General features: G+C 69.9%; 17 protein-coding genes. 11 read left to right on the forward strand and 6 right to left on the reverse strand.

Annotation, left to right across the window (positions count from 1 at the left end):
* Nucleotides 1-47 precede the first annotated feature (47 nt).
* Nucleotides 48-314, reverse strand: a complete 267-nt coding sequence (locus tag ACFV1J_RS23175) for a DUF397 domain-containing protein (protein ID WP_385860831.1) — start codon at nucleotides 312-314, stop codon at nucleotides 48-50.
* Nucleotides 311-1132 carry a Scr1 family TA system antitoxin-like transcriptional regulator gene (locus ACFV1J_RS23180; protein ID WP_385860833.1) on the reverse strand — a complete coding sequence of 274 codons (822 nt, stop codon included), beginning with the start codon at nucleotides 1130-1132 and terminating at the stop codon, nucleotides 311-313. Before ACFV1J_RS23180 ends, ACFV1J_RS23175 begins: the two co-directional genes overlap by 4 nt.
* Before the next feature lie 112 nt (nucleotides 1133-1244).
* Here ACFV1J_RS23180 and ACFV1J_RS23185 point away from each other — a divergent pair, with 112 nt between their 5' ends.
* Nucleotides 1245-1691: an ATP-binding protein gene (locus ACFV1J_RS23185; protein WP_385860835.1), complete on the forward strand. Its 447-nt coding sequence runs from the start codon at nucleotides 1245-1247 to the stop codon at nucleotides 1689-1691.
* Here the strand turns inward: ACFV1J_RS23185 and ACFV1J_RS23190 are convergent.
* Nucleotides 1676-3421: a chitinase gene (locus ACFV1J_RS23190; protein WP_385860837.1), complete on the reverse strand. Its 1746-nt coding sequence runs from the start codon at nucleotides 3419-3421 to the stop codon at nucleotides 1676-1678. The genes ACFV1J_RS23185 and ACFV1J_RS23190 overlap by 16 nt on opposite strands.
* A gap of 390 nt (nucleotides 3422-3811) precedes the next feature.
* On the opposite strand from ACFV1J_RS23190, the gene ACFV1J_RS23195 reads away from it, so the two are divergent.
* The 8 genes from ACFV1J_RS23195 to ACFV1J_RS23230 all read left to right on the forward strand — a co-directional run bounded on the left by ACFV1J_RS23195 (nucleotide 3812) and on the right by ACFV1J_RS23230 (nucleotide 17234).
* The gene (locus tag ACFV1J_RS23195) at nucleotides 3812-4270 is read left to right on the forward strand and encodes an SseB family protein (protein WP_385860839.1); all 459 of its coding nucleotides are present in this window, start codon (nucleotides 3812-3814) and stop codon (nucleotides 4268-4270) included.
* Entirely contained in the window at nucleotides 4270-4899 is a 630-nt protein-coding gene (locus ACFV1J_RS23200) for a hypothetical protein (protein ID WP_385860841.1), read from the forward strand. The genes ACFV1J_RS23195 and ACFV1J_RS23200 overlap by 1 nt, the downstream gene beginning before the upstream one ends.
* On the forward strand, nucleotides 4896-9599 hold the full coding sequence (locus ACFV1J_RS23205; protein WP_385860842.1) for a putative T7SS-secreted protein: 4704 nt from the start codon (nucleotides 4896-4898) through the stop codon (nucleotides 9597-9599). The genes ACFV1J_RS23200 and ACFV1J_RS23205 overlap by 4 nt, the downstream gene beginning before the upstream one ends.
* Nucleotides 9600-9619: 20 nt before the next feature.
* Entirely contained in the window at nucleotides 9620-10138 is a 519-nt protein-coding gene (locus tag ACFV1J_RS23210; protein WP_385860844.1) for a S1 RNA-binding domain-containing protein, read from the forward strand.
* A gap of 387 nt (nucleotides 10139-10525) precedes the next feature.
* Nucleotides 10526-12820 (forward strand): MMPL family transporter, encoded by a 2295-nt coding sequence (locus ACFV1J_RS23215; RefSeq protein WP_385860846.1) that lies wholly within the window; start codon nucleotides 10526-10528, stop codon nucleotides 12818-12820.
* Nucleotides 12821-12892: 72 nt separating this feature from the next.
* Nucleotides 12893-13501: a hypothetical protein gene (locus ACFV1J_RS23220; RefSeq protein ID WP_385860848.1), complete on the forward strand. Its 609-nt coding sequence runs from the start codon at nucleotides 12893-12895 to the stop codon at nucleotides 13499-13501.
* Nucleotides 13502-13786: 285 nt separating this feature from the next.
* Nucleotides 13787-13993, forward strand: coding sequence for a hypothetical protein (locus tag ACFV1J_RS23225; protein WP_385860850.1), 207 nt, complete (start codon nucleotides 13787-13789; stop codon nucleotides 13991-13993).
* A gap of 151 nt (nucleotides 13994-14144) precedes the next feature.
* On the forward strand, nucleotides 14145-17234 hold the full coding sequence (locus ACFV1J_RS23230; protein WP_385860874.1) for an AAA family ATPase: 3090 nt from the start codon (nucleotides 14145-14147) through the stop codon (nucleotides 17232-17234).
* Here ACFV1J_RS23230 and ACFV1J_RS23235 read toward each other — a convergent pair.
* The 3 genes from ACFV1J_RS23235 to ACFV1J_RS23245 form a co-directional block, all read right to left on the reverse strand.
* On the reverse strand, nucleotides 17231-17431 hold the full coding sequence (locus tag ACFV1J_RS23235; protein WP_385860852.1) for a DUF6191 domain-containing protein: 201 nt from the start codon (nucleotides 17429-17431) through the stop codon (nucleotides 17231-17233). The two genes, ACFV1J_RS23230 and ACFV1J_RS23235, sit on opposite strands and share 4 nt — an antisense overlap.
* An 87-nt stretch (nucleotides 17432-17518) precedes the next feature.
* The gene (locus ACFV1J_RS23240; RefSeq protein WP_385860853.1) at nucleotides 17519-18748 is read right to left on the reverse strand and encodes a PQQ-dependent sugar dehydrogenase; all 1230 of its coding nucleotides are present in this window, start codon (nucleotides 18746-18748) and stop codon (nucleotides 17519-17521) included.
* Nucleotides 18749-18802: 54 nt separating this feature from the next.
* Nucleotides 18803-19834 (reverse strand): aldo/keto reductase, encoded by a 1032-nt coding sequence (locus ACFV1J_RS23245; RefSeq protein WP_385860854.1) that lies wholly within the window; start codon nucleotides 19832-19834, stop codon nucleotides 18803-18805.
* 89 nt (nucleotides 19835-19923) lie between these two features.
* On the opposite strand from ACFV1J_RS23245, the gene ACFV1J_RS23250 reads away from it, so the two are divergent.
* Together ACFV1J_RS23250 and ACFV1J_RS23255 are read left to right on the forward strand one after the other, a co-directional pair.
* Nucleotides 19924-20886, forward strand: coding sequence for a 2-hydroxyacid dehydrogenase (locus ACFV1J_RS23250; RefSeq protein ID WP_385860855.1), 963 nt, complete (start codon nucleotides 19924-19926; stop codon nucleotides 20884-20886).
* Nucleotides 20887-21191: 305 nt separating this feature from the next.
* Nucleotides 21192-24107 carry a putative bifunctional diguanylate cyclase/phosphodiesterase gene (locus ACFV1J_RS23255; RefSeq protein WP_385860857.1) on the forward strand — a complete coding sequence of 972 codons (2916 nt, stop codon included), beginning with the start codon at nucleotides 21192-21194 and terminating at the stop codon, nucleotides 24105-24107.
* The last annotated feature ends 58 nt before the right edge of the window (nucleotides 24108-24165 follow it).

A 24165-nucleotide genomic window follows, 5' to 3' on the forward strand; every position in this document is an offset into this window, starting at 1 on the left:
CCTGCCCGCGCCGTCGGCCGGAGGCTGGCGGATAACGGACGTCGAGCTCAGCCCACCACGTCGGCGACGAAGGCAGCCCAGGCGCCGGCGCTCAGGCTGAGCGTCGGACCACCGGGATTCTTGGAGTCCCGGACGTGGATGGCGGCGTGCGGGCAGGCAGCGACCTCGATGCAGTCCCCGCCTGCACTGGCGCTGTAGCTGGACTTGCGCCAGTCGTAGGCGACCTCGACGCAGTCCCCGCCTTCATCGCTGCTGTAGCTCGACTTGAACCAGGTGAGGCCGTCGGCGCCGATGGGGGCTGCTGTGCTGGTCATGACCCTCCTAGCAGATCGTCCAGCAGACCCTTGGTCTCCCTCGGGTTGAGGGCCTGCGAGCGCAGCATCCCATACTTCTGTTGATACACACTGACCTCGTCCGGATCGTCAACCAGGAAGCTGATCCGCTGGGCTTCGATGTAGGTCAGGTACTCGTGCTCCGGTGTTTCCAGCACAATCAACGGGCCAGCGAGGGAGGCGTGTTCGGCCTGGCTGGTGGGCATGATTTGGAGCCCCAGGGATGGCAGGTCGGCACACTGTCGTAGATGCTCGATCTGCCCGTGCATGACTTCGGGTCCGCCGATGGGACGGTGAAGGATCGCCTCATCCAGGATGAAGTTCGCCATGAGCGGCGGATTCCGGTCCCACACCTTCTGCCGGTCGATCCGGGCGGTGACCCAGTCGTCGGCCAACTCGTCGTGAATGGGCGGGTAGAGGCACGAAAACAGCGCGCGGGCGTAAGGCCGGGTCTGGAGAAGCCCAGGTACCACCGAATTCTGGTACGAGAGCAGCGTCAGCGCCTCCTCCTCGTGTTCCACGAGGCTCTGCACGAACGCCGGCAGCTTCTCCCGCTCCGGCACCTTGGACACCGCGACCGCCAACGCGCCCTTCGTATCCAGCAGTTCGTCGAGCGTCTCCGCCAGGTCGATCTTCAGGGCTCTCCGCCCCTGCTCGATCGAGCCGATCGTGTCCTCGTGCAGCCCCACCGCCTCGGCCAGGGCCGGTTGCGTCAACCGGGCGGCCTTCCGGAAGTGACTCAACTGCGCTCCGATCACATGCCAGGACGTGATCCTCTTCGGTTTGTTCGCCGGGTGCATGCGGCTTGCCTTCCCCCCGTCGTGACTGGCTGATGCGGCGGGAAGCCGTACATCGAATCTGTACGACTTCACGCTGTGGTCCAGCGTAATCACATCCTGTGACAGTGGGGCCATGCAGAAGGAGATCCACGCACTTGCACCCCGTACCGCCTTCTATCGGCGGGAGCGCCGTTCCGTGGCCCTGGCCAGGGAATTCACCCGTACCGCGCTCGCCGACTGGGACCTGAAGCAACGGGCGGACGACATCGTGCTCTGCGTGAGCGAACTGGCCACCAACGCCCTCCTGCACGGCGTCCCGCCGGGGCGCGGTTACCGGCTGTGGCTGTCGTGGGAGGCCGCGGACGGGCCGCTGCGCATCGAGGTGCACGACAGCGGGGGCGGGGAGCCGCGCGGACCGGCGGCCGCCGTCGGCGGCGAGGCCGAGGCCGGTCGGGGGCTGCTGCTGGTGGCCGCGCTCGCCGACGCGTGGGGCATCGGCGAGCGCGTACCGGGGAAGGTCGTGTGGTGCGAGTTCCGTAGTGGCGGTGAGGACGGCAGTGCGGGCTACGGGAGGCCGTGAACGTGCGGCCCGACCGCGTTCGACCAGGCATTACCGCTTGCCGCGTCCCAGTTCGTGGACCAGGTCATGGCGCCTCGTACGCCCGGATACGTCCGGGACGGCTTGAACGAGCCGCAGCTCGTCCCCTTGGTGAGGCAGTCCAGGGCGGCGTTCACGACGCTGGGGGACACGTACCCGCTGCCCGCGCCCCGCGACGAGGCGGGCAGGCCCAGGCCCACCTGGGACGGGTCGAGGCCGCCTTCGAGCTGGATGCAGGCCAGCGCGGTGAGGAAGTCCACGCTGCCCTGGGAGTAGACCTTGCCGTCACAGCCGAGCATCGAACCGCTGTTGTAGTACTGCATGTTGACGACGGTGAGGATGTCCTTCACGTTCAGTGCCGTCTGGAAGTAGCCGCCGGACGTCGACTGCATGTCGATCGTCTGCGGCGCCATGGTGAGCACGAGTTTCCCGCCCGCCTTCTGGGAGAGCGAACGCAGCGCCTGGCTCATATAGGTGGGGTTGAGGCCGTTCTCCAGGTCGATGTCGACACCGTTGAACCCGTACTGCTGCATCAGCGCGTACACGCTGTTGGCGAAGTTGGCGGCCGAGGCGGAGTCGTTGACGGAGACCGTGCCCTTCTCGCCACCGACGGAGATGATCACCGACTTGCCGGCCGCCTGCTTGGCCTTGATGTCGGCCTTGAACTGGTCGACGGTGTAGCCGCCGAGGCCCGCCGAGTCGAGGTTGAAGGTGACCGCGCCGGGCGTGGTCGTCGCATCGGCGAAGGCCACCGCGATGATGTCGTACTGGTTCGGCACATCGCTGATCTTCTGGACCGTCGCGCCGTTGTTGAAGTTCTGCCAGTAACCGGTGACCGCGTGCCGGGGGACGGAGGGGTCGGTGCCGCCGCCTGAGGGGGAGGTCGTGGCGGAGACCTCGGCCGAACGTGCCGACTCCCCGGCCGCATTGGTGGCGGTGACCTGGAACCGGTAGGTGGTGGAGGGAGAGAGTCCGGTCACCGTCGCCGACGTCCCGCTCACCGTCCGGTCCTTGGCGCCGTCCCGGTAGACGGTGTAGCCGGTGGCCCCGGAGACCGGGTTCCACGACAGGGCGACCGATGACGACGTCACAGAACCGGCGGACAGACCACCGGGCGCCGCCGGAACCTGCGGCCCGGGATCGGTACCGCCCCCGCCGTCCGGTCCCAGCACGCTGAAGTCATCGGCGAAGTAGGCGGGTTGGGCGTACCAGCCGTGGGTGTAGACGGTGACGGAGGTGGTGCTGGGCCCCGTGGTGAAGCTGGTCGCGAGCTGCTGCCACCCGGTGGCCGACGGCGTCCAGGTGGAGACATCTGTGGTGCCGGTGCCCGACGCGCCCAGGTAGACGTACGAGCCCTGGACGTACGCACTGAGCCGGTACGTCGCGTTGGGCTTGACGGCCACGGTCTGGGAGCACATGGCGTTGTCCGACGCGGTGGGGGTCGCCTTGAGCGCCGCGCTGCCACCGTGCACGGGTGAGCTGACCGAGGCCCCGCTGCCCGCCGCACAGGTCCAGCTGCTCAATCCCGACTCATAGCCGGCGTTTTTGACGACGTTGACGTCTGTGGCGGCCGCGGCGGACGCCGCGGCCGGGGTGGCCGCGGTCATGCCGGCAGCCATGCTGGCCACGCCGGCGAGAAGCGCCACCGCGGCCGTGAACAGGCGTCTGTGGCGCGAGGGTCTGATGCGGGTGCGTGCTGCGGTGCGAGGCATACGTGTCTCCTGTGCCGAAGGGGGAAACCCGAGGACTGCACGAGACGGTGGCCACCGCTGATGAGGGCCGTTCCCGACCCTGCGCACAGAATGGTTCAGACCAATGCCCCGGTCAAGGGGTGCGACGCGGGCGGACGGGCCTGCGCGGTGCTGCTGTGGTCGGCGCGGAGGGGAGGGGAATCGAGTGCGGGGTCGCTGCCAGTAATGCGGGTCGAATTGCCTCCCCGCCCAAACGGCAAGGTAATTGAAGCCGAAAAGAACCGCGCTTCGGTTCCCTCGCCCCGGCGTTTCCGTCGCCCTCCCGCCCGTGTCCAACGCTCCGTTGTCAGTGCCGTATGCGAAAGTATGTATGGCAGTTGAGCAGGGAATCGGGGGAGGGCTCGGTCCGTTATGTCGTTGATCGATGAGGTGGCGGCGATTCATGCCGGCCAACCAGATCCAGCCGCGCTCGTAGGAGAATTCCGGCGCACGCATGTCTTGATTCCGACGGTCAACGACACACTTCTCTCGACCGAGTTGGACGGCATCCGCTGGCTGTACGCGTTCACCGACGAGGAGGCGCTGGCCCGCTTCGCACTGGGGCGTGGCACGGAGCCCGGCACGGAGTGGCAGTACGTGACCGTGTCCGGCGCCCGCGTCCTTGACGTGCTGATTCCCGCCATCGAGGGCCCTACGGGAGTGGCGCTGAACTCGGGCAGCGAACAGGGCGCGCTCTTCCCGCCGGTGGCCGGAATCGTGCCCGACCAGGTGGCCATCGACGTCACCGCCGCATCGGATGGCAACGCATCTGGCGGCATATCTGACGGTATATCGGACGTTTCGCGCGAGGGGGAGCGTAAATGGGCCTGATGAGCGGAGACGGCTACCAGCTGGAGCCCGAGGCATTCGAGCAGCTCACCAAGGGCATCAGGGCCGCAACGTCCGAACTGAAAGAACTCGGCTTCGATGTGGAGGCCCAACTGGGCCGCGGTTTCGACCGTTTGTCCCTGGACACCATGGAATGCGGCGACGACGGCCTGGCCGCCGTCCTCGACTCCTTCTGCGACCGCTGGGGCTGGGGCGTCCGCACCCTGATGCAGGACGCCAACGAATTCTCCAAGAAGCTGGGTATCACGGCGGGCCTTTACTACGAGCAGGAGCAGTACTTCTCGGACGTCATGAAGCAGACCGTGAACGCGGCGATGGGCGACCCGAACCTGACCGCGGAGAAGTTGCACAAGCGGTCCTGGGACAAGGTCATCGGCGACAACCCGTTCTCCCAGGTGGCGAACGCCGACTTCGACCCCCACTCCGAGGCGTCGCGGAAGTCGCGCGGGGAGATGCTGCAGGCGGGTGACCAGTTGCTCCAGGACGTCCAGTCGGTCCCGGACCGCATCAAGAACGGCGGGGAGGACGTCGAGATCAAGACGGACTTCTACGAGTCGGGGAAGCCACAGGGCCAGCAGGGCCAGCAGGGACACGGGGGTAACGGCAAGTGAGCATCTTCGGTGATGCCATCGACGCGGTCGGCGAGGGCGCCAGCAAGGTCACGGGGGCCATCGAGCGCGGCGCGGGCGAGCTGGTCGAAGAGGGTTCCGAGCTGACCGGTGACGCGCTGGAGACCGTCGGCCTGGACGATGCGGCGCACGCCGTCCGTAGTGGCGGCGCGAAACTGGCCGGAGCTCTGGGCGCCCACGTCGACGAACGCCAGCTCGGCGAGACCGACGACCCCAAAGAACTCATCCACGGCGACCCGGGCAAGATCGCCGAAACCGCCTCCCACCTCAAGGACTTCTCCGCCGCCTTCGACCGGGTGGCGAACGGCATGCGCAAGCTGGGCTCGGGCCAGCACTGGAGCGGCAAGGCCGCCGACGCCTTCCGCGAGGCGTTCGACATGCACCCCAAGCAATGGATGCACGCCGCCGACGCCTGCGGCGACGCCTCCAAGGCACTGGCGTCGTACATGGAAACGGTGATCTGGGCGCAGGGCAAGGCCGCCGACGCGATCGAGAAGTACCACAACGCCCAGGAAGCCACCCGCCGTTCCTTCGAGGCGTACAAGGCCCGCGTCGAGAAGTACAACGCCCAGGCAGACGCCTACAACGCCGCCGTCGACCAGGGCCAGGACCCGGGTCCCATGCCGCAGGAACCGACCGTCGAGTCCGACCCGGGCGCCGAAGGCCGCGAGGCTGCCGAGGACATGCTCAAAAGCGCCCGCAGCCAGCGCAACGAAGCAGCCGAGCGCGCCCGCAACGCCATCAAGGCCGCCTTGGCGCATGCGCCCGAGAAGCCGGCGCTGACCCAACTCGCGGGCGCGGCGCTCAAGGACGGCAGCCAGGCGTTCGTCCTGGAGCACCTGCACATGGCCGGCGGCGCTCTGAAGGCCGGCGCCGACACCCTCAAGCTCGGCCGCAAGATCAACCCGCTGGACCCGTACAACGTCACGCACCCGTTCCAGTTCATGGACAACACCGCGATGACCCTCATGGGCCTGGCCCAGGCACCTCTTCACCCGGTGGAGACGGCCAAGGGGATGCTGGGCTCGGGCTGGGGCAGCGATCCGGGCGACGCTTGGGGTTCCATGTGGGTGAACATCCTGGGAGGGAAGGGCGGGGGCGGCCTGGCCAAGGGAGCGGTCCGGGCCGGCGCCAAGGACATCGCCGAGAGCTGGGCGCGGCACGCCGCCCGTAACGGCGGCAAGATCACCGTCCGCGACCGGGCCCGGATCGCTGCCTGCAAGATCTTCGGCAGCGACCCCATCGACATGGCCACCGGCCGCATGCACCTGCCGCAGACGGACATCACCCTCCCCGGCAGCCTCCCCCTGTCCTTCTCGCGCACCTTCGAGTCGTCCTACCGCACCGGTCGCTGGTTCGGCCCGACCTGGATGTCCACCGTCGACCAGCGCCTGGAGATCGACTCCGAGGGCGTCATCCTCATCGGCGAAGAGGGCAACTTCCTCCTCTACCCCCACCCGGCCGTCGGCGTCCCCACCCGCCCCGTCGAAGGCGACGGCGCCCCCCTGGAACTCACCCCCGACGGCGACTACTTGCTGGTCGATCCGGTCACGGGCCTACGCCGCTACTTCACCACCTACACCGACAACCTCGCCGTCCTCGACGAGATCTCCGACCGCCACGGCAACCACCACACCTTCGACTACACCGAAGACGGCACCCCGCTCGCCATCACCCACAGCGCCGGCTACCGCCTCCTCCTCACCACCGAGGAGGGCCGGATCACCGCCCTCCACCTGGCCGGCGCCGCCCCCGACGGCAGCGACCAACTCCTCGTCACCTACGGCTACGACGAGCACGGCAACCTCACCACCGTCACCAACTCCTCCGGCCTGCCCCTGCGCTTCACTTACGACGACGCCGGCCGCATCACCTCCTGGACCGACACCAACAACAGCAGCTACCACTACGTCTACGACGACCAGGACCGCTGCATCACCCAGGGCGGCATCGAAGGCCACCTCCGCGGCGACTTCACCTGGGGCGACCCCGACCCGGAAACCGGCCTGCGCACCAACTACCACCGCAACTCCCTCGGCCAGGTCACCACTTACCAGGTCAACGACCACCACCACATCGTCGCCACCACCGACCCCACAGGCGCCACCACCCGCACGGTGCGCGATACAGGGCACCGCATCCTCTCCACCACCGACCCGCTCGGCCGCACCACCACCATCGACTACGACGACGCCGGCCGCCCGACAACCGTCACCCTCCCCGACGGCTCCACGTCCACCACCACCTACGACACCGACGGCAACCCGGTCACGGTCACCGGCCCCGACGGCACCACCTGGACCCACACCTACGACGCCACCGGCAACCGCACCTCCTCGACGGACCCCACCGGCGCCACCACCACCTACACCCACGACGCCCGCGGCAACCTCGCCTCCGTCACCGACGCCCTCGGCAACACCACCCACCTCTACTGCAACGCAGCCGGCCTCCCGCTCTCCGTCACCGACCCCCTCGGCGCGGTGACCCACTACCGCCGCGACGCCTTCGGCCGCACCACCTCCATCACCAACCCCCTGGGCGAGACCACCCACATGGTCTGGACGGTGGAAGGAAAACTCGCGGCCCGAATAGACCCCACCGGCGCCACCGAGGAATGGACCTACGACGGCGAAGGCAACCGCACCTCCCACACCGACGCCATCGGCCAAACGACCCACTTCGAATACGGCCACTTCGACCTCCTCACGGCCCGCACCGACCCCGACGGCGTCCGCTACGAGTTCGCGCACGACACCGAACTCCGCCTCACCCAGGTCACCAACCCCCAGGCCCTGACCTGGAACTACACCTACGACGCGGCAGGACGTCTGACGTCAGAGTCGGACTTCGACGACCGGGTGCTCACCTACACCCACGACCCCGCCGGCCAGCTCACCACCCGCACCAACACCCTCGGCGAGGTCACCACCTACACCCGAGACACCCGGGGCCGCATCACGCACAAGGACGCCGCAGGCCTAGTCACCACCTACACCCACGACGCCTCCGGCAACCTCCACCAGGCCACCAACCCCGACGCGACGGTCACCTACACCCGGGACATCCTCGGCCGCATCACCGCCGAAACGGTCAACGGCCGCACCATGACGTTCACCTACGACGCCCTGGGCCGCCGCACCAGCCGCACCACTCCCACCGGCCACACCACCACGTACAGCTACGACGCCGCCGGCAACCGCACCGCCATGGACATCGCCGGCCACGTCCTCACCTTCGACCACGACGCCGCCGGCCAAGAACTCACCCGCACCATCGGCGACCACCTCACCCTCTCCCACACCTGGGACCCCACCGGCCGCGTCATGGAACAAACCCTTTACGGCGCCGGGGCTCGCATGCTCCAGCGCCGGACTTATTCGTATCGTCCTGATGGCCACCTGGTCGGCATTGGGGATCAGCTAAACGGCCCGCGCACCTTCGGTCTTGATGCGGCCGGCCGCGTCATCACGGTTTCCGCCCACGGTTGGACGGAAAGCTACGCCTACGATCAGGCAGGCAACCAAACGGAGGCGCAGTGGCCTGACGCCCACCCGGGTCAGGAGTCCCGCGGCTCCCGCACCTACTCCGGTACGCGAATAACCGGCGGCGGCAATGTCCACTATGAATACGATGCCCTAGGCCGCATTGCGCTTCGACGAAAGGCCCGGTTGTCCCGCGATCCGGCTAGCTGGCGTTACACCTGGGATACCGATGGCCGCCTTGCCTATGTCGTTACTCCGGATGGGAAGTCATGGCATTATCTCTATGACTATCTAGGCCGCCGTATTGCCAAGCAGTGCCTCGCCGGTGATGGAACGATCCTCGAATGGTTTGAGTTCGTTTGGGACGGAGCCACGCTGGTTGAACAAACGGCAGCCGCCTTTGACTCGCCCGCCCCGATTACCCTCAGCTGGGACCACGACGGCCTACGTCCCATTACTCAGACCGAGCGTAAGTCGCTGGCGAACGCTTCTCAGCGAGAGATCGATCGGCGATTCTTCGCGATAGTTACCGATCTCATCGGAACGCCTACTGAGCTCGTGGACGAAGCGGGAGGCATCGCTTGGCGCACTCGCAGCACCATCTGGGGAACTACCACTTGGGCCCGTAGCAGCACTGCCTACACACCGCTCCGCTTCCCAGGCCAATATTTCGACCCGGAAACCGGACTCCATTACAACTTCCATCGTTACTATGATCCGGAATTTGCCCGATACACCACCCCCGACCCCCTGGGTATCGCGCCTTCCCTCAATCCTGTTGCCTACGTTCGTAACCCCCACACACGGGCCGACCCACTAGGTCTCTCGGCGTGCGATCCCACTAGGCTGTATAGAGCGCCACATCGCGGAAACCGAAGCTTGGAAAGTCATGGCCTTGACCCGGGTCTGCACCCGGACACTCCTGAAGGTGGTGCTGGGACTGCATATTTGGGCGACAGCGAAGGTGTAGCTCAGAGGTACGCTGATCAGGGTATTTACGAAGATGGCTATCATGAGTTTGTGATGAAGCCGGGATTCGATGCGGCGTTTCCGGAAAGCATATACAAACGTACTCATGATAACAGGCCGGGAGAGTGGCAGTGGTTGATTCCGAGAGGGGAGATTCCCCGCTTCAATTCCTATATTGAAGAGGTCAACTGGATTAATTACTATCAAGGCTACGCGTGGCGAGAATAATATAGGGAAGGCTGGGCTGTATGCGAGAGTTTGAGGACTCCCGAGGTTCGCTGCTGAATCCATTTCATGTGGGGCAAGTGTGCAAGGGAACCGTGCGTGCGGTAACGGATTTTGGTGCCTTTGTGGATCTGGATGGCGTCACAGGGGTCGTTACCGCGCCTAACCTCTCTTGGGTGTCAGTCGATCATCCGTCGCAAGTAGTGCGTGTGGGGCAAGAGATCGTTGTTGTCGTATTGAGCATCGACACTGAGCGTGAGCAGGTGTCAGTTTCAATAAAGGACTTGCAGCAGGATCCGCTGCTTGAATTCGCGCGACTGCAGTTCGGGTCGACAGTATCCGGAACGGTGATCAAGGTTGCCCCCATTGGTATCTTCGTCAAGCTGGGCGAAATCGTGGGGCTACTGCCTTGTTCGGAAATGCGAGGGCCAGGTGCCGTGGAGATCGGTGACTCGCTGAGCGTTAAGGTCTCTGGTATTAATATTCCAATGCGTCAGGTAGCCTTGACGCACGGTTTCGATATTACGAAAGGTGATAATTAGCAAATTCCCCATAAAGGGGATTTTCATCAGCGATTGCGCAGTGGCTGTTCCTTATGGGGTCTATGCTCGGTCAGGGGTGGAGCTCTTATAATTAGAAGAGGGGGTAGTGAGGCGTCCTTTCGTCAGTGCCGCCTAAGGCCGGTGGGATGTTATCCGCGGTCCCGGAGTCTCCGAGGTGATCGGGGTCTCGGAGCAGCGCTCTCTCCCAAATTTTGTGGGGAATCCCACAAAAGCCCTCAAACGATCTTTTCTGGGTGTCACTCTGCTCTGATGGGTCTCGCTGGCGTGCCAAACAGGCGCGTGGGGGGCCTACGTCCCCGTTCATAGCGCTCGGCACCGCCCGTACCCGGGAGTTTTCGACGCACAACCCGGGAAGCGATCGACTTCGTGACCGCTCTGGCTCGGTGGTGTCTCAGGCGCCGCATCGTGGTGATCGTTCTTTGGCTTGCCGTGTTCGTGGGCGTGGGGGTGGCCGCGGGGGTGAGCGGGTCCGCGTACTCCACTGATTACGAGGTGCCGGGGACCGAGTCCGGGCGGGCGACTGCGCTGATGGAGAAGGCGTTCCCGGGGGAGACCGGGGACCGCGACACCATCGTGTGGCACACCGATCACGGCAGCGTGCGGGCCGGCGCGGTGGAGAAGACCATGCGGCAAACCCTGGAGAGGGTCGACGGGCTGCCCGGGGTTGCCGAGGTGCGCAGTCCGTATGGGAAGCACGACCGGGGAGCGCAACCCCAGGGGGCGCGGCAGATCAGTCAGGACGGGCGGACCGCTTATGCCTCGCTCCTGTTCGAGCACCCCGCCGATGAGCTGGATGCCGGGCAGGTCCGGAAGGTCGTTGAGGTCGCGCGGTCCGCTGGTGTGCACGGGCTGCAGGTTGAGTTGGGTGGGGCCGGGATCGCGGTGACCGAGGCGCCGCGGGCGCAGTTGCCGGAGCTCATAGGAATGGGCGCGGCGGCCGTCGTGCTGTTCCTCGCGTTCGGGTCGCTGGCGGCGACCTTCCTGCCGATCGTCACCGCGGTGGCCGCGGTCGGTACCGCCTCGGCCGGGATCGCACTGCTCAGCCATGCCATGACCGTCGCCGACTTCGCGCCGATGCTCGGGAGCCTGATCGGGCTCGGGGTGGGGATCGACTACGCGTTGTTCATCGTGACCAGGCATCGGAAGGGGCTGAGGGCGGGGCTCAGCGTCGAAGAGGCCGCCGAGCGGGCGGTGGCCGTGTCCGGGCGGGCGGTCGTGTTCGCCGGGGCGACCGTGTGTATTGCGTTGCTCGGCATGTTCACCCTGCGCCTCAGCTTCCTCAACGGGGTGGCGCTGGCCGCTTCGCTCACCGTCGTGCTGACCGTCGCTGCCTCGGTGACGTTGTTGCCGGCACTGCTCGGGCTGATCGGGATGCGGGCGCTGGGCCGAAGGGAGCGGCGGCGGCTCGCCGAGGACGGGCCACGGCCCCAACCGTCCGCCGGGGTCGCCGCGCGCTGGTCCGGTTTCGTCGAGCGGCATCCGAAACTGCTGGGCACCGTCGCGGCCGCCGTCATGCTCACCCTCGCGCTGCCGACCCTCGGACTCCATCTCGGCACCTCCGACCAGGGCAACAATCCGGCCACCTCGACGACCCGTAAGGCGTACGACCTGATGGCGCGGGGCGGCCCTGGAGATGGGTCCGGAGGAGGCTTCGGGGCGGGCGCCAACGGGCCGTTGACGCTGGTCGGCACGCTGGACGGCGCCAAGGACCGGATCGCGTTCGACAAGCTGCCGCGGCAGCTGCGCGGCACCCCCGGCGTGGCGCAGGTCAGCGTGCCGGAACTCGACGGGAGCCGTAGCACCGGGGTGATCACCGTCGTCCCGGACAGTTCACCGCAGTCCCGGCAGACCTCCGACCTGGTCGCCAGGCTGCGCTCCGACGTCCTGCCGGCGGCCGAGCGGGGCAGCACGATGCGGGTGGCGGTCGGCGGGGTCACCGCGAGTTACGACGACTTCGCGTCCGTGATCGTCGGCAAGTTGCCGCTGTTCATCGGCGTCGTGATCGCGCTCGGGTCGGTCCTGTTGCTGCTCGCCTTCCGGTCGCTGGCGGTACCGCTCAAGGCGGCACTGATGAACGTCGCGGCCGTCGCCGCCTCGTTCGGGGTCGTGGTCGCGGTCTTCCAGTGGGGGTGGGGGAGCGAGCAGCTGGGACTGGGCAGCGCCGGGCCGATCGAGCCGTTCCTGCCGGTGATCATGGTGTCGGTGCTCTTCGGGCTGTCCATGGACTACCAGGTGTTCCTGGTGTCGCGGATGTACGAGGAATGGCAGCTGACCAGGGACAACCGCCGGTCGGTGCGGGTCGGCCTGGCCGAGACCAGCCGGGTGATCAACTCGGCGGCGGTCATCATGATCGCGGTGTTCGCGGCCTTCGTGCTGAGCGGTGACCGGACGATCGCCATGTTCGGGATCGGGCTGGCGTCCGCGGTCGCCCTGGACGCGTTCGTACTGCGGACGCTGCTGGTCCCGGCGCTGATGCACATGCTGGGCGGCGCCAACTGGTGGCTGCCGTCCTGGCTGGCGCGGTGGCTGCCCCGGATCAGCATCGAACCGCCCGTGGAGGAGGGGCGGATCGAGGGGCAGGCGGGCGGTATGCCCGAGCTGTCCGACATGCCGGGCCCGTCCGGGCCCCGGGACGGCGACCGGCCGCTGGTGGGGACATAGGGGAGGCCCTCGGTCTGCTCGTCCGCCGCCGTTCTCATCTCGCTCTCAGACACGGCACCTACGGTCGCGCCCATGGGTACGACCAGGACGACCGACGCGACCGAGATGACCGACACGACTGCCACCACCGCCACCACCGAGAAGCGAACCGACGACGAGACCGTGCCGGCGCAGGCCGTCGCGGCGGAGGAAGAGACCGATGCCGCGGCGGGCCCGGAGGCCGCAGGGCAGGCCGATGCCGGTGACGTAGAGACGCCGGAAGAAGACGGGGACGCCGCCGCCCGCTCCACCACCGGCGTAGCCGCCGGAGCCGGGGCGGTCGTCGCCGCCGGACTGGGGCTCGCCTCCGTCACCGGCACCTGGCTCGGCACGCTGATGGCCGAGCGGCAGACGCTGATGGGGCAGATCAACCTCCAGGCCGGTAAGGCCACCGACCAGATCTCCGCCATGTACGGAACGCCCTGGCACACGACCGCCCTCGTCAATGGCGTCTTCGCGGTGCTGGCGGCGCTGGTCGCCGCCGTGGTGCTGACCCGGCCGCGCGCCGCTACCTGGGTGCGGGCGGTCGCCTGGGGCGGACTGGCCCTCGGTGCGCTCGGCCTGCTGATCTCCGCGGGCATGTACCTCGACCTGTTCGCGAGCATGCCCACCCTTCCCAAGGGCGCCCGGCCCGGCGCCTGAGGCCCGGCCGGCTGTCCGGCGCCGCTAAGGCCCCTGTGCCTTAGGCACCCGCCCCGGTGCCTAAGGCACAGGGGCCTTACCGCTGTCCGGCGTAGGGACGGGCGGTGCCCTGAGCACCGCCCGTACGACGTTTCCCGGGCGCCGCCCGTATTTCCTAAGCACCCCCGCGCCCGAAGATCGGGCACTCTCCCGATGTGGCGGGGCCCCCTTGGAGACGAGGCTTGAGCACGTCAACGAGCCCGCACCACCAGGGTTCAACCGGCCCACGCCACAAGGGAGAACGAGATGCACCGCTTTGAACTGGAGCTCCGGGTCCGGCAGGACGAGCTGCACCGCGAGGCCGCCCGGCAGCGTCTGGCGCGCGAGGCGATCGAGGGGCGCCGGGCCGCGCGTGCGGCCGCCGCCCGCTCCGCCGGCGACGAACCCGAAGGGCGGGTGAGTAGCAGCCGGAGCCGGGCCCGGCGGTGGCGGGTACGCCGTGCGACCGCCTGAGCCGGCCGGACGGGGCGGGTACGCCGTGCCACTGCTGGAGCCGGCCGGCACCCGGCTGCCCTCCGCCCCGCCCGCCGTCCGGCTGCCCTCCGCCCCGCCCGCCGTCCAGCACCTGATCGCACCCCCTGCCGCGATGTCAGCCCCCTGTGCGATGCTCAAGCGCGTGGAGACCAGGTCCGTCAGTCCCGTGTTCGTCGGTCGAGCCGCGGAGCTCGCCGCGCTCGATGACGCGCTCGCCCGCGTCGCGGCGTCCGGCGAGCCGCAGGCGCTGCTGATCGGGGGCGAGGCCGGGGTCGGAAAGACCCGGCTCATCGAGGAGTTCGGTGAGGCCGCGCGGGCGCGGGGTGCGCTGGTCGCGCTCGGCGGCTGTATCGAGATCGGCTCGGAGGGCCTGCCCTTCGCGCCGTTCTCGGCGATTCTGCGCACCCTCAACTGGCACCTGGGTGAGGAGCTCGCCGCGGCGGTCGCCGGGCAGGAGGGCGAACTCTCCCGCATCCTGCCCGAGTTGGGCGAGGCGCCCGGTGAGGCGCACGGCGAGGAGATCGGCCGGGCGCGGCTCTTCGAGCTGACCGCCCGTCTCCTGGAGCGCCTCGGCGCGGAGCGCACGCTCGTCATCGTCATCGAGGACCTCCACTGGGCCGACCGCTCCACCCGTGAACTCCTCGCCTACCTCCTGCGGGCGCTGCACGACGCCGGCGTCCTGTTGGTGGCGACGTACCGCTCCGACGACATCCACCGCCGCCACCCGCTGCGCCCGTTCCTCGCCGAGATCGACCGGATGCGTACGGTCCGGCGGGTCGAGCTGGACCGCTTCAACCGCGAGGAGGTCCGCTCCCAGCTCGCCGGCATCAACGGCAGCGCACCGGAGGAGGACACCCTCGACCGGGTCTTCCGGCGCTCCGAGGGGAACGCGTTCTTCGTCGAGGAGCTCGCCCGCAGCCTCGCCGACGGCTGTCTGCACGGCCTCAGCGACCCGCTGCGCGATCTGCTGCTGGTACGCGTCGAGGCGCTGCCCGAGGACGCCCAGCGGGTGGTCCGTACGGCCGCCGAGGGTGGTTCCACGGTCGAACACGAACTCCTCTCCGCCGTCTGCCAGATGTCCGAGGACGACCTCATCGAGGCGCTGCGGGCCGCCGTCGGCAGCAACACCCTCGTCCCCACCGACGACGGCACGGGCTACCGCTTCCGGCACGCCCTGGTCCGCGAGGCCGTCGTCGACGACCTGCTGCCCGGCGAGCGCACCCGCCTCAACCGCCGCTACGCCCAGGCCCTGGAGGCCAACCCCTCCCTGGTGCGCGCCGACGCCTGCGCGACCCGGCTGGCCAGCTACTGGTACAAGGCCCATGACGCCGCCAAGGCGCTGCCCGCCGTCCTCGCCGCCTCCGTGCAGGCCCGTCGCCGCCATGCCTACGCCGAGCAACTGCGGCTGCTGGACCGGGCCCTGGAGCTGTGGGACGACGCCCCGGTCGAGGTCCGCCAGCGGGTGCGCCCGGTCGACTACGCCGAGGCGTACCCGGCCTGCGGCTGCGACGACGACTCGCTGCGCTTCCTGGACCTGCTCGCCGAGATCGCGGTGGCCGCCCGGCTGACCGGCGACGGCGAACGCGCCTTCCAGATCACCAAACGCGCCCTGCGCTCCCTCCGCGACGAGAACGACCCCCTGCGCACGGCCTGGTTCCTGGTGCAGCGTTCCCGGCTCTGCCAGGGCACCGGCCGCGGCAACGGCTGGGAGGACCTCGGCAGGGCCCAGGAGCTGATGCGCGGCCTGCCGCCGTCGTCCGTGCACGCCGAGGTGACGGCCGCCGTGGCCAGCTGGGCGGTGCTGCACGAACCGGGCCCGGGCACCTTCGCCACCGCCGAACGCGCCGTGGAACTCGCCAAGTTGGTCGGTGACGAGGAGGCCGAGCTGAATTCCCGGCTGACCCTGGCCGGGCTGCGGACCGACTCCGGTGAGGTCGACGAGGGCCTCGCCGACCTCCGGGCCGCCCTCGACCGCGCCGTCCAGCGCGGCTACTTCACCGCCATCGGCCGCGGCCACGTCAACCTCCCGTCCTTCCTGGAAGGCGTCGGCCGCTCCCGGGAGGCCGTCGAGGTCACCGAGCAGGGCATCGAACTCACCACCCGCTACGGCCTCAAGGACAAGACCTGCTGGGTGATGGCCAACCGCGCCGAATCGCTCCAGTCGCTGGGCCGCTGGGAAGAGGCGCTGCAGGCCGCGGCCGACTCCCACCGGCTCGCCCAGAACGCCCGCTCGATCGCCCTGGCCGCCAACCGCCGCACGGACCTCGCCCTGGCCATGGGCGACTTCGCGGCCGCCGAGCGCGAACTGTCCGTCGCCCGCGAGCACTACGGCACCCACGACCCCCAGCCGCAGCACGCCATCCCGCTCGCGCAGCACGCCCTGCGGATCGCCGCCCACCAGGGCCGCATCCTGGACGCCCGGGCCGTCCTCGGGGAAACCCTGGACGCCGGACTGCCGCCCGGTGTCCAGCGCTACGCCTGGCCCCTGCTGTGGTGGGCCACCGCCGCCGAGTCGGACGCCCGCGGACTGCCGGCCGCCGGCCCCGGCCGGGCCGCCGTCCTCGCCCGCATCCGCGACGCCGCCAAGAAGCTCGCCCGGGCCTGCCCGATATGGGAGGCGTACGCCGTCGCCGTCGAGGCCGAGCTGCGCCGCGCCGAGGGCCGGGAGACCCCCGACCACTGGGCGGCGGTGGTCGCCGCCTTCGAGCCGCTGGAGCGTCCGTACGAGCTCGCCCGGGCCTGCTACCGCTGGGCGGAGTCACTGCTGCACGGCACCGAGCGGGCCACCGCCGGGCTGGAGGGCCGCACCCCGCGCGAGGCCGCCGTGCTGCTGCTCGGCCAGGCGCACACCGCCGCCACGGCCATGGGCGCCCGCCCGCTCGCCGAGGAACTCGCCCTGCTCGCCCAGCGCGCCCGCATCCCGCTGCCCGGGCTGATACCGGCCGCGGCGGACGAAGCGCCCGCCGGCGCCGGGAGCGGGGCACCCGCCGACCCCGCGCCCGCCGAATCCCTCGGCCTGACCCCGCGCGAGCGCGACGTCCTGCGCCTGGTCGCCGACGGCCGCAGCAACCGCCAGATAGCCGACGCGCTGTTCATCTCGCCCAAGACGGCCAGCGTCCACGTCTCCAACATCCTGGCCAAGTTGGGCGTCTCCGGGCGCGGCGAGGCCGGCGCGGTGGCCCACCGCCTCCGGCTCTTCGGCGAACCGGCGGCGCGCTAAGGGCTGTCCGGGGCGGCGTCGTCCCCGGCCTCCTGCCGCGGCGCCCGGACGACCACCGTCCCCGAGGAGAGGTCTATCGGCCCCTCCCAGGGGCGATCGCCGTCGCCCACGTCGTCCAGCACGAGCGACATCCGCTGCCGCTCCTCGTCGGTGTGCTTACGGCCCGGCGCGAACAGCTCTTCCACGATGTTGAACACGGTGCCCTGCCCCCTCGTCGGCGTGACGCGCACCCGTCCCCTGCCACCCGAGTCTAGGCAGGGCGCACGAAAAGGGGACCAGAAGGATCAGCTCACCTTGAGGCGGAGAATCCGGTCATCTCCCTTACGGGGCCTGCCGCGGCCATCGGTGTTGCTGGTGACCAGCCACAACGTGCCGTCACCGGCCGTCACGACCGTCCGCAGCCGCCCGTAGGTGTCCTTGAGGAATGCCTGCGGGGCGGCCGCCGGCTTCGTCCCGTTCAGCGGGATGCGCCACAGCCGCTCCCCGCGCAGCGACGCCATCCAGATCGACCCCTCGGCGTACGCGATGCCGCTGGGCGAGGCGTCCGCGGTCTTCCACACCTCGACCGGATCGACGTAATCCGGGCCGCCCTCGCCGGACTTCGCCTTGCCCTCGATCTCCGGCCAGCCGTAGTTCTTCCCCGGCTCGATGAGATTGAGCTCGTCCCAGGCGTGCTGCCCGAACTCCGAGGCCCACAGCCGGTGGTCGGGGTCCCAGGCCAGCCCCTGCACATTGCGGTGGCCGTAGTCGTACACCACCGAATCGGCCGAGGGGTTGCCGTGCGCCGGTTCGCCGTCCGGCGTCATCCGCAGGATCTTGCCGCCCAGCGAGCTCTTGTCCTGCGCCAGCCCGGTGTCACCGGTCTCGCCGGTGCCGGCGTAGAGCATCTTGTCCGGGCCGAACGCGATCCGCCCGCCGTTGTGGATCTCGCCCTTGGGGATGCCCCGGAGGATCGTGTCGGGCGCGCCCAGCTGGTCGCCCGGCGGGCGCTTGTCGTCGTAGATCATGCGGGCGATGCGGTTGTCGGACGCGGTGGTGAAGTACGCGTACACCTGGCGGTCGGTGCCGAAGTCCGAGGAGACCGCGAGGCCGAGCAGCCCGCCCTCGCCGCCCGGGGCCACGCCCGGCACCGAGCCCAGCTCGGTGGTCTTCCCGCTGTCCGCCGAGACCCGGACGATCTTGCCGGTGTCCCGCGAGCCGACGAGCAGGTCCCCGCCCGGCAGCACCGCCACGCCCCAGGGCGACGTGAGCCCGGTGGTCAGCGTCTTCGTCACCTTCACCGAGCCCTTGGCGGGCGGCGCGGCGGGGGACGGGGTGGCGCCCGGCGAGGTGGCACCGGCCGAGGCACCGGGACTCTTCGCCCTGGCGGAGGCACCCCCGCCGGGGGGCTGTGCGCCACCGTTCGAACAGCCCGCTGCCAGGAGCAGCGAAGCGGCGGCCAACACGGCGGTCTGGGAACGGCGTTGCACGGCAGGGGTCCTCTCGTCGTCCGGGCGAGCACAAGAACACCACATCGGGCCGCCGGACGCGCGACCTGGCGCGGATGCCGGTGACCGGGCCGGCCGGCGCTACCAGGACTGCCGGGCCGGCGGCAGTGCGGCGATCTCCGCGAGGTCCTCGTGGCTGAGCACCAGATCGGCCGCCTTGGCGTTCTGCGCGGCCCAGCGCTCCTTCTTCGTACCGGGCACCGGGACGACATGCCGCCCCTGGGCCAGCACCCACGCCAGCGCCACCTGTCCCGGCGTCGCGCCGTACCGGGCGCCGACCCGCCGCAGCCCGGCCACCAGCGGCTGGTTCGCGGCCATCATCTCCGCCGTGAAGCGCGGATGACGGGCCCGCAGGTCCTCCCGCTCGAAACCCTGCCCCGGGGTGAGCGTGCCGGTCAGAAAGCCGTTGCCCAGCGGCATCGCCGCCAGGAAGCCCACCCCGCGCGACTCGCACCACGGCAGCAGCGCCTCCAGCGCCTGCCGCGACCACACCGACAGCTCCGCCTGCACACTGCTGACCGGGAACACCTGCTGGATGCGCTCCAGTTGGGCCAGCGTGCCGTCATGCGTACGGGACCGCGGCCGGGCGCCGGGCGGCCGGCGCTCCGCACGGACCGCGCGGGGCTGCCGCACCGCCCGGGCACCCACCGCGCACAGCCCCAGCGACCGCACCTTCCCGGCCGCCACCAGTTCCGCCATCGCCCCCCAGGTCTCCTCGACGGGCACCTCGGGGTCGGCCCGGTGCAGCTGGTAGAGGTCGATCCGGTCCGTCTGCAGCCGGCGCAGCGAGGCGTCGCAGGCGCGTTTGACGTAACCGGGCCGCCCGTTGGCGACGATGTGCTGCTCACCCACCAAGAGCCCGACCTTGGTCGAGACGAACGCGTCCTGGCGGCGCTCCTTCAAAGCCCGGCCCACCAACAGCTCGTTGGTGAACGGTCCGTACATGTCGGCGGTGTCCAGCAGACTGCAGCCACGGTCCAGCGCGGTGTGCACGGCCCGCAGGGACCCCTCCCCGTTGCGCTGCGACTCGGTGTACCCCCAGCTCATCGGCATACAGCCGAGACCCACGGCGCCCACTTCCAGAGCCGCCGCACCGATTGTCCTGCGCTCCACCTGGTTGTGCCTCCGTCCCCTCGCCCCCGATCAAGGGCACGGACCAAACTAACGTCTGAGCAGAACATCCCTTCGCATAGCCTCGGGCCATGGCAACCGCAGACCAGCGCACCGAACCGAACGACGTCTGGCTCCCGATCCCGCCCGACGAGATCGAGGGCCTGCCCGGCGGCCTCCACTACGTCCACTGGGACGCCGGCCCCGAGTACCCGGCCGATCCGGCCCGATGCGTCTTCTACGCCGTCCCCTACATGAAGGGCGCGGAGGTCAGCCTGCGGCCGCTGGCCCGCATGAGCCGGGTGCGGGTGGTGCAGACCCTCACCGCCGGTATCGAGCACATGCTGCCCGGGCTGCCGCAGATGCCGGCCGGCGCCCAACTGTGCAACGCCCGCGGACTGCACGACGCCAGCACCGCCGAACTCGCGCTCACCCTGATACTGGCGGCGCTGCGCGATATCCCCGGCTTCGTACGGGCCCAGGACGCGGGGGAGTGGCGGCCGGCTTTCCGGCCGGCCCTCGCCGACAAGTCGGTCCTCATTGTGGGCTATGGTTCGATCGGCAGTGCCATCGAGGACCGGCTCATCCCTTTTGAGTGTGCGCGGGTGGTGCGCGTCGCACGCACCGCGCGTGACACAGTGCGCGGCCCCGTGCATCCACTCTCCGACCTGTCCGCCCTCCTGCCCGCCGCGGACATCGTCGTCCTCGCCACTCCGCTCACCGACCAGACCCGTGGCCTGGTCGGACGCGATTTCCTGGCGCGGATGAAGGACGGCGCACTCCTCGTGAACATCGCGCGCGGGGCCGTCGTCGACACCGAGGCGCTGCTCGCCGAGCTCGAATCCGGGCGTCTGCGGGCGGCGCTCGACGTCACCGAGCCCGAACCGCTGCCCGCGGGGCATCCGCTGTGGGACGCTCCGGGCGTGCTCATCACTCCACACGTCGGTGGCCCCAGCTCTGCCTTCCTGCCTCGTGCGAAGCGGCTGCTGCGGGACCAGTTGACGCTTTTCGCCGCCGGCGAACCCCTGCGGAACGTCGTCGCGACCGCCGGCTGACCGGGGGCGCGGATCGCGCTACGGGGCCGTATGAATGCGGTGTGTATTCACCACCCCGTGCTCCGTTACGCTCCGTAGAGACACTATGTCCCTGAGTGACGGAACTGGTGTATCGTCCGAGCGGGGACGGCGCCGGGACAGCCGCGGCGCGATGCGAGATCCGGAACGCGAGGGGGGCGACGGGCGATGTACGACCGATGGACGATCCGCGAAATGCGGGATCCACGAGCGCCCGCGGAGAAGCGGCAGGGCCACCGGGCGCCCCGCGCGAGGCGCCGTCCGATGCGGAACCACGGGAGAGTGCGGTGAGCGCCCCCGGGGCGATGCTCTCCAGGCCACCGACGCCGGCCGGCAGTCCGCCGAGCCCGGTGCCGCAGGTCGTTCTGGCCGTGGTCTGCGGCGGCTACGCCCTCGGTGCCGCCTTCGGCTGGGGCTCCAATGAAGTCGCCCTGTTCATGGGCGACTTCGGGCTCAGCTTCGCGGCCCTGGTGGCGGCCGTCTCCTGCGGTCTGTACGCCCGCCGGCACCGCAGCCGGTTCCGGCCGGCCTGGATGCTGTTCGCCGCCTCCTCGGGGATGGCCGGCATCGGCAACGGCGTATGGGGCTGGTACGAGGTCGTCCTGGGCACGACCGTGCCCAGCCCCTCACCGGCCGACTTCTGCTTCCTGCTGTTCGCGCCGCCGGCCATCGTCGGCCTGCTGGTGCTCGCCAAGCGCCCGGTGAGCCGGGCCGGCTGGGTCTGCCTGGGCCTGGACTCCTGGCTGATCGCCGGCTCGCTGCTCACCCTCTCCTGGAGCCTCGCGCTCGCGCACACCGCCCACTTCCAGGGCCGCAGCGTGGCGCAGAGCGCCCTCTCGCTGGCCTATCCGCTGCTGGACATCGTGCTCGTCAGCATGGTCCTGGTCCTGCACTTCCGGCGCTCCTCGGTACACCGCTCGGCCGTCAACACCGCCATCGCCGCGCTGGCACTGACGGTGCTGTGCGACGCCCTGTTCAGCTCCCCGCTGCTGCGCGAGCACTACCGCTCCGGGCAGATCCTGGACGCCGGATGGTTCGCCGGCTCGATGCTGCTCGCGTACGCGCCCTGGGTGGCCCGCCGCGCCGAGGAGGAGGAGCCGGACGAGGCGGCCGAGCCCGCCGCCGTCCGCGTCCCGCACGCCAGCCGTCCGCTCGCCGGCTCGCTCGCCGCGCTCACTCCGTATCTGGCCGCCGCGGTCTGCACCCTGGGCATCCTCACCAACGTTCTCGACGGGCGGCGGATCGACCGCGTGGTCCTCTTCACCGGCTGCACGGTCGTGCTCGCCCTGGTCGTCCGCCAGGGGATCATGCTGCTCGACAACATCACCCTGACCCATGAACTCGCCCAGAAGGAGAACCACTTCCGCTCCCTGGTGCAGGGCTCCAGCGACGTCATCATGATCGCCGCACCGTCCGGCGTGCTGCGCTACGTCAGCCCGGCCGCCGCCGGCGTCTACGGTCGCGACGCGGAGGAACTGATCGGCTCCGAGCTCGCGACCCTGATCCACCCCGAGGACCTCGGCCGGGTGGTGCACGAGGTCCGCCGGTTCCTCGCCGCCGATCCGCAGGAGGAACCGACCACCCGCATCGAATGCCGCTTCCGGGCCGGCGCCCAGCGCTCCGGCGGCGACGGCTGGCTGAACGTCGAATCCACGGTCAACCGCCACCACGGCGGCCTGATCTTCAACTCCCGCGACGTCACCGAACGCGTCCGGCTCCAGGCCCAGCTCCAGCACAACGCCTCGCACGACGCGCTCACCGACCTGCCCAACCGCGCGCTGTTCACCGAACGCGTCACCCAGGCCGTCACCGGCCGGCGGGCCAGCGACCACGACACCGCCGTGCTCTACATCGACCTCGACGGCTTCAAGCAGGTCAACGACACCATCGGCCACCAGGCCGGCGACGAACTGCTGATCCAGGCCGCCCGCCGGCTCGCCGACTCGGTCCGCTCCGGCGACATAGCGGCCCGGCTCGGCGGCGACGAGTTCGCCGCGCTGATCACCGGTGACGGCACCCGCGACCGCGCGGCCCGCGAGTTCCGCATCCACGAGATCGCCGACCGGCTGCGCATCAAACTCTCCGAGCCGTACCGCATCGACGGCCGGGACGTCCGCGTGGCGGCCAGCATCGGCGTCGCCTTCGCCGAACCCGGCGTCACCCCCGCCGGCCTGCTCCGCAACGCCGACCTCGCGATGTACCGCGCCAAGCAGGCCGGCAAGGGCCGGGTCGAGCTCTACGCCCCCCAGATGCAGGACGAGGTCGCCCACCGCGCCGAACTCGCCTCCAAGCTCCGCACGGCCCTCCACGAGGGCGAGTTCGCGCTGCTGCACCAGCCCGTCGTCGACCTGGCCACCGGCCGGGTCACCGCGCTCGCCGCGCACGCCCGCTGGCGCTCCGCCGAGGGCATCCTGTTCACCCCCGCCGAATTCCTCCGGGTCGGGGACCGCGGCCGGTACACCGACGGCGGCGACCGCGCCGCGGAGCTCGACCGCTGGCAGCTGGAGGAGGCCGTCCGGCAGGCCGCCGCGCGCCACCGCGCCGGCCACCAGATCCCGGTCGCGGTCCGGCTCTCCGCCCGCCGGCTGCTGGACCGCGCACTGTCCCCCAAGGGCGTCGAAGCGCTCCTCACCCGGCACGGCCTGCCCGCCCGGGAGCTCGTGCTGGAACTGTCCGAAAGCGACGCCCGGGTCCCGCTGGACGACCTGGAGCGCCGGCTGGTCGCACTGCGCCGGCTCGGCGTACGGATCGCCCTGGACGGCTTCGGCAGCGGGTACGCCGCGATCATCGCGCTGCGCCGGCTGCCCATCGACGTCCTGCGGCTGGACCGCGGCCTGGTCGACGGCGTGGTCGAGTCCTCCCGGCTGCACAAGATCACCGCCGGCCTGCTGCGGATCGCCGGCGACCTGGGCATGCAGACCGTCGCGGACGGCGTCGACCTGCCCGAACAGGTCCTCGCACTGCGCTCCATGGGCTGCACGCACGGCATGGGCCTGGCCTTCTCCGGCCCGCTCGACGAACACCGGCTGCGCCGGGCGCTGACCCGTACCGGCTACCCCGTTCCGGACCTCACCGGACAGGGCCGGGCGGTGGTGCTCAGCGGCAGTGGACTGCCCGCCCTGCGTGGGGGACTGGCCGGTCCCGAAGCCATGGTGCATCCCCCATTGCGCTCAAATAGTGAGACCTCCGTCCCACCCACTTGACACTCGGTGCGCGAGAGGGGGAGGGTCAGTGCCATGCGCACCCGAATTCTCGTACTTG

This window comes from Streptomyces sp. NPDC059649, from assembly GCF_042734445.1.
In the GTDB taxonomy this organism is placed as follows: domain Bacteria; phylum Actinomycetota; class Actinomycetes; order Streptomycetales; family Streptomycetaceae; genus Streptomyces.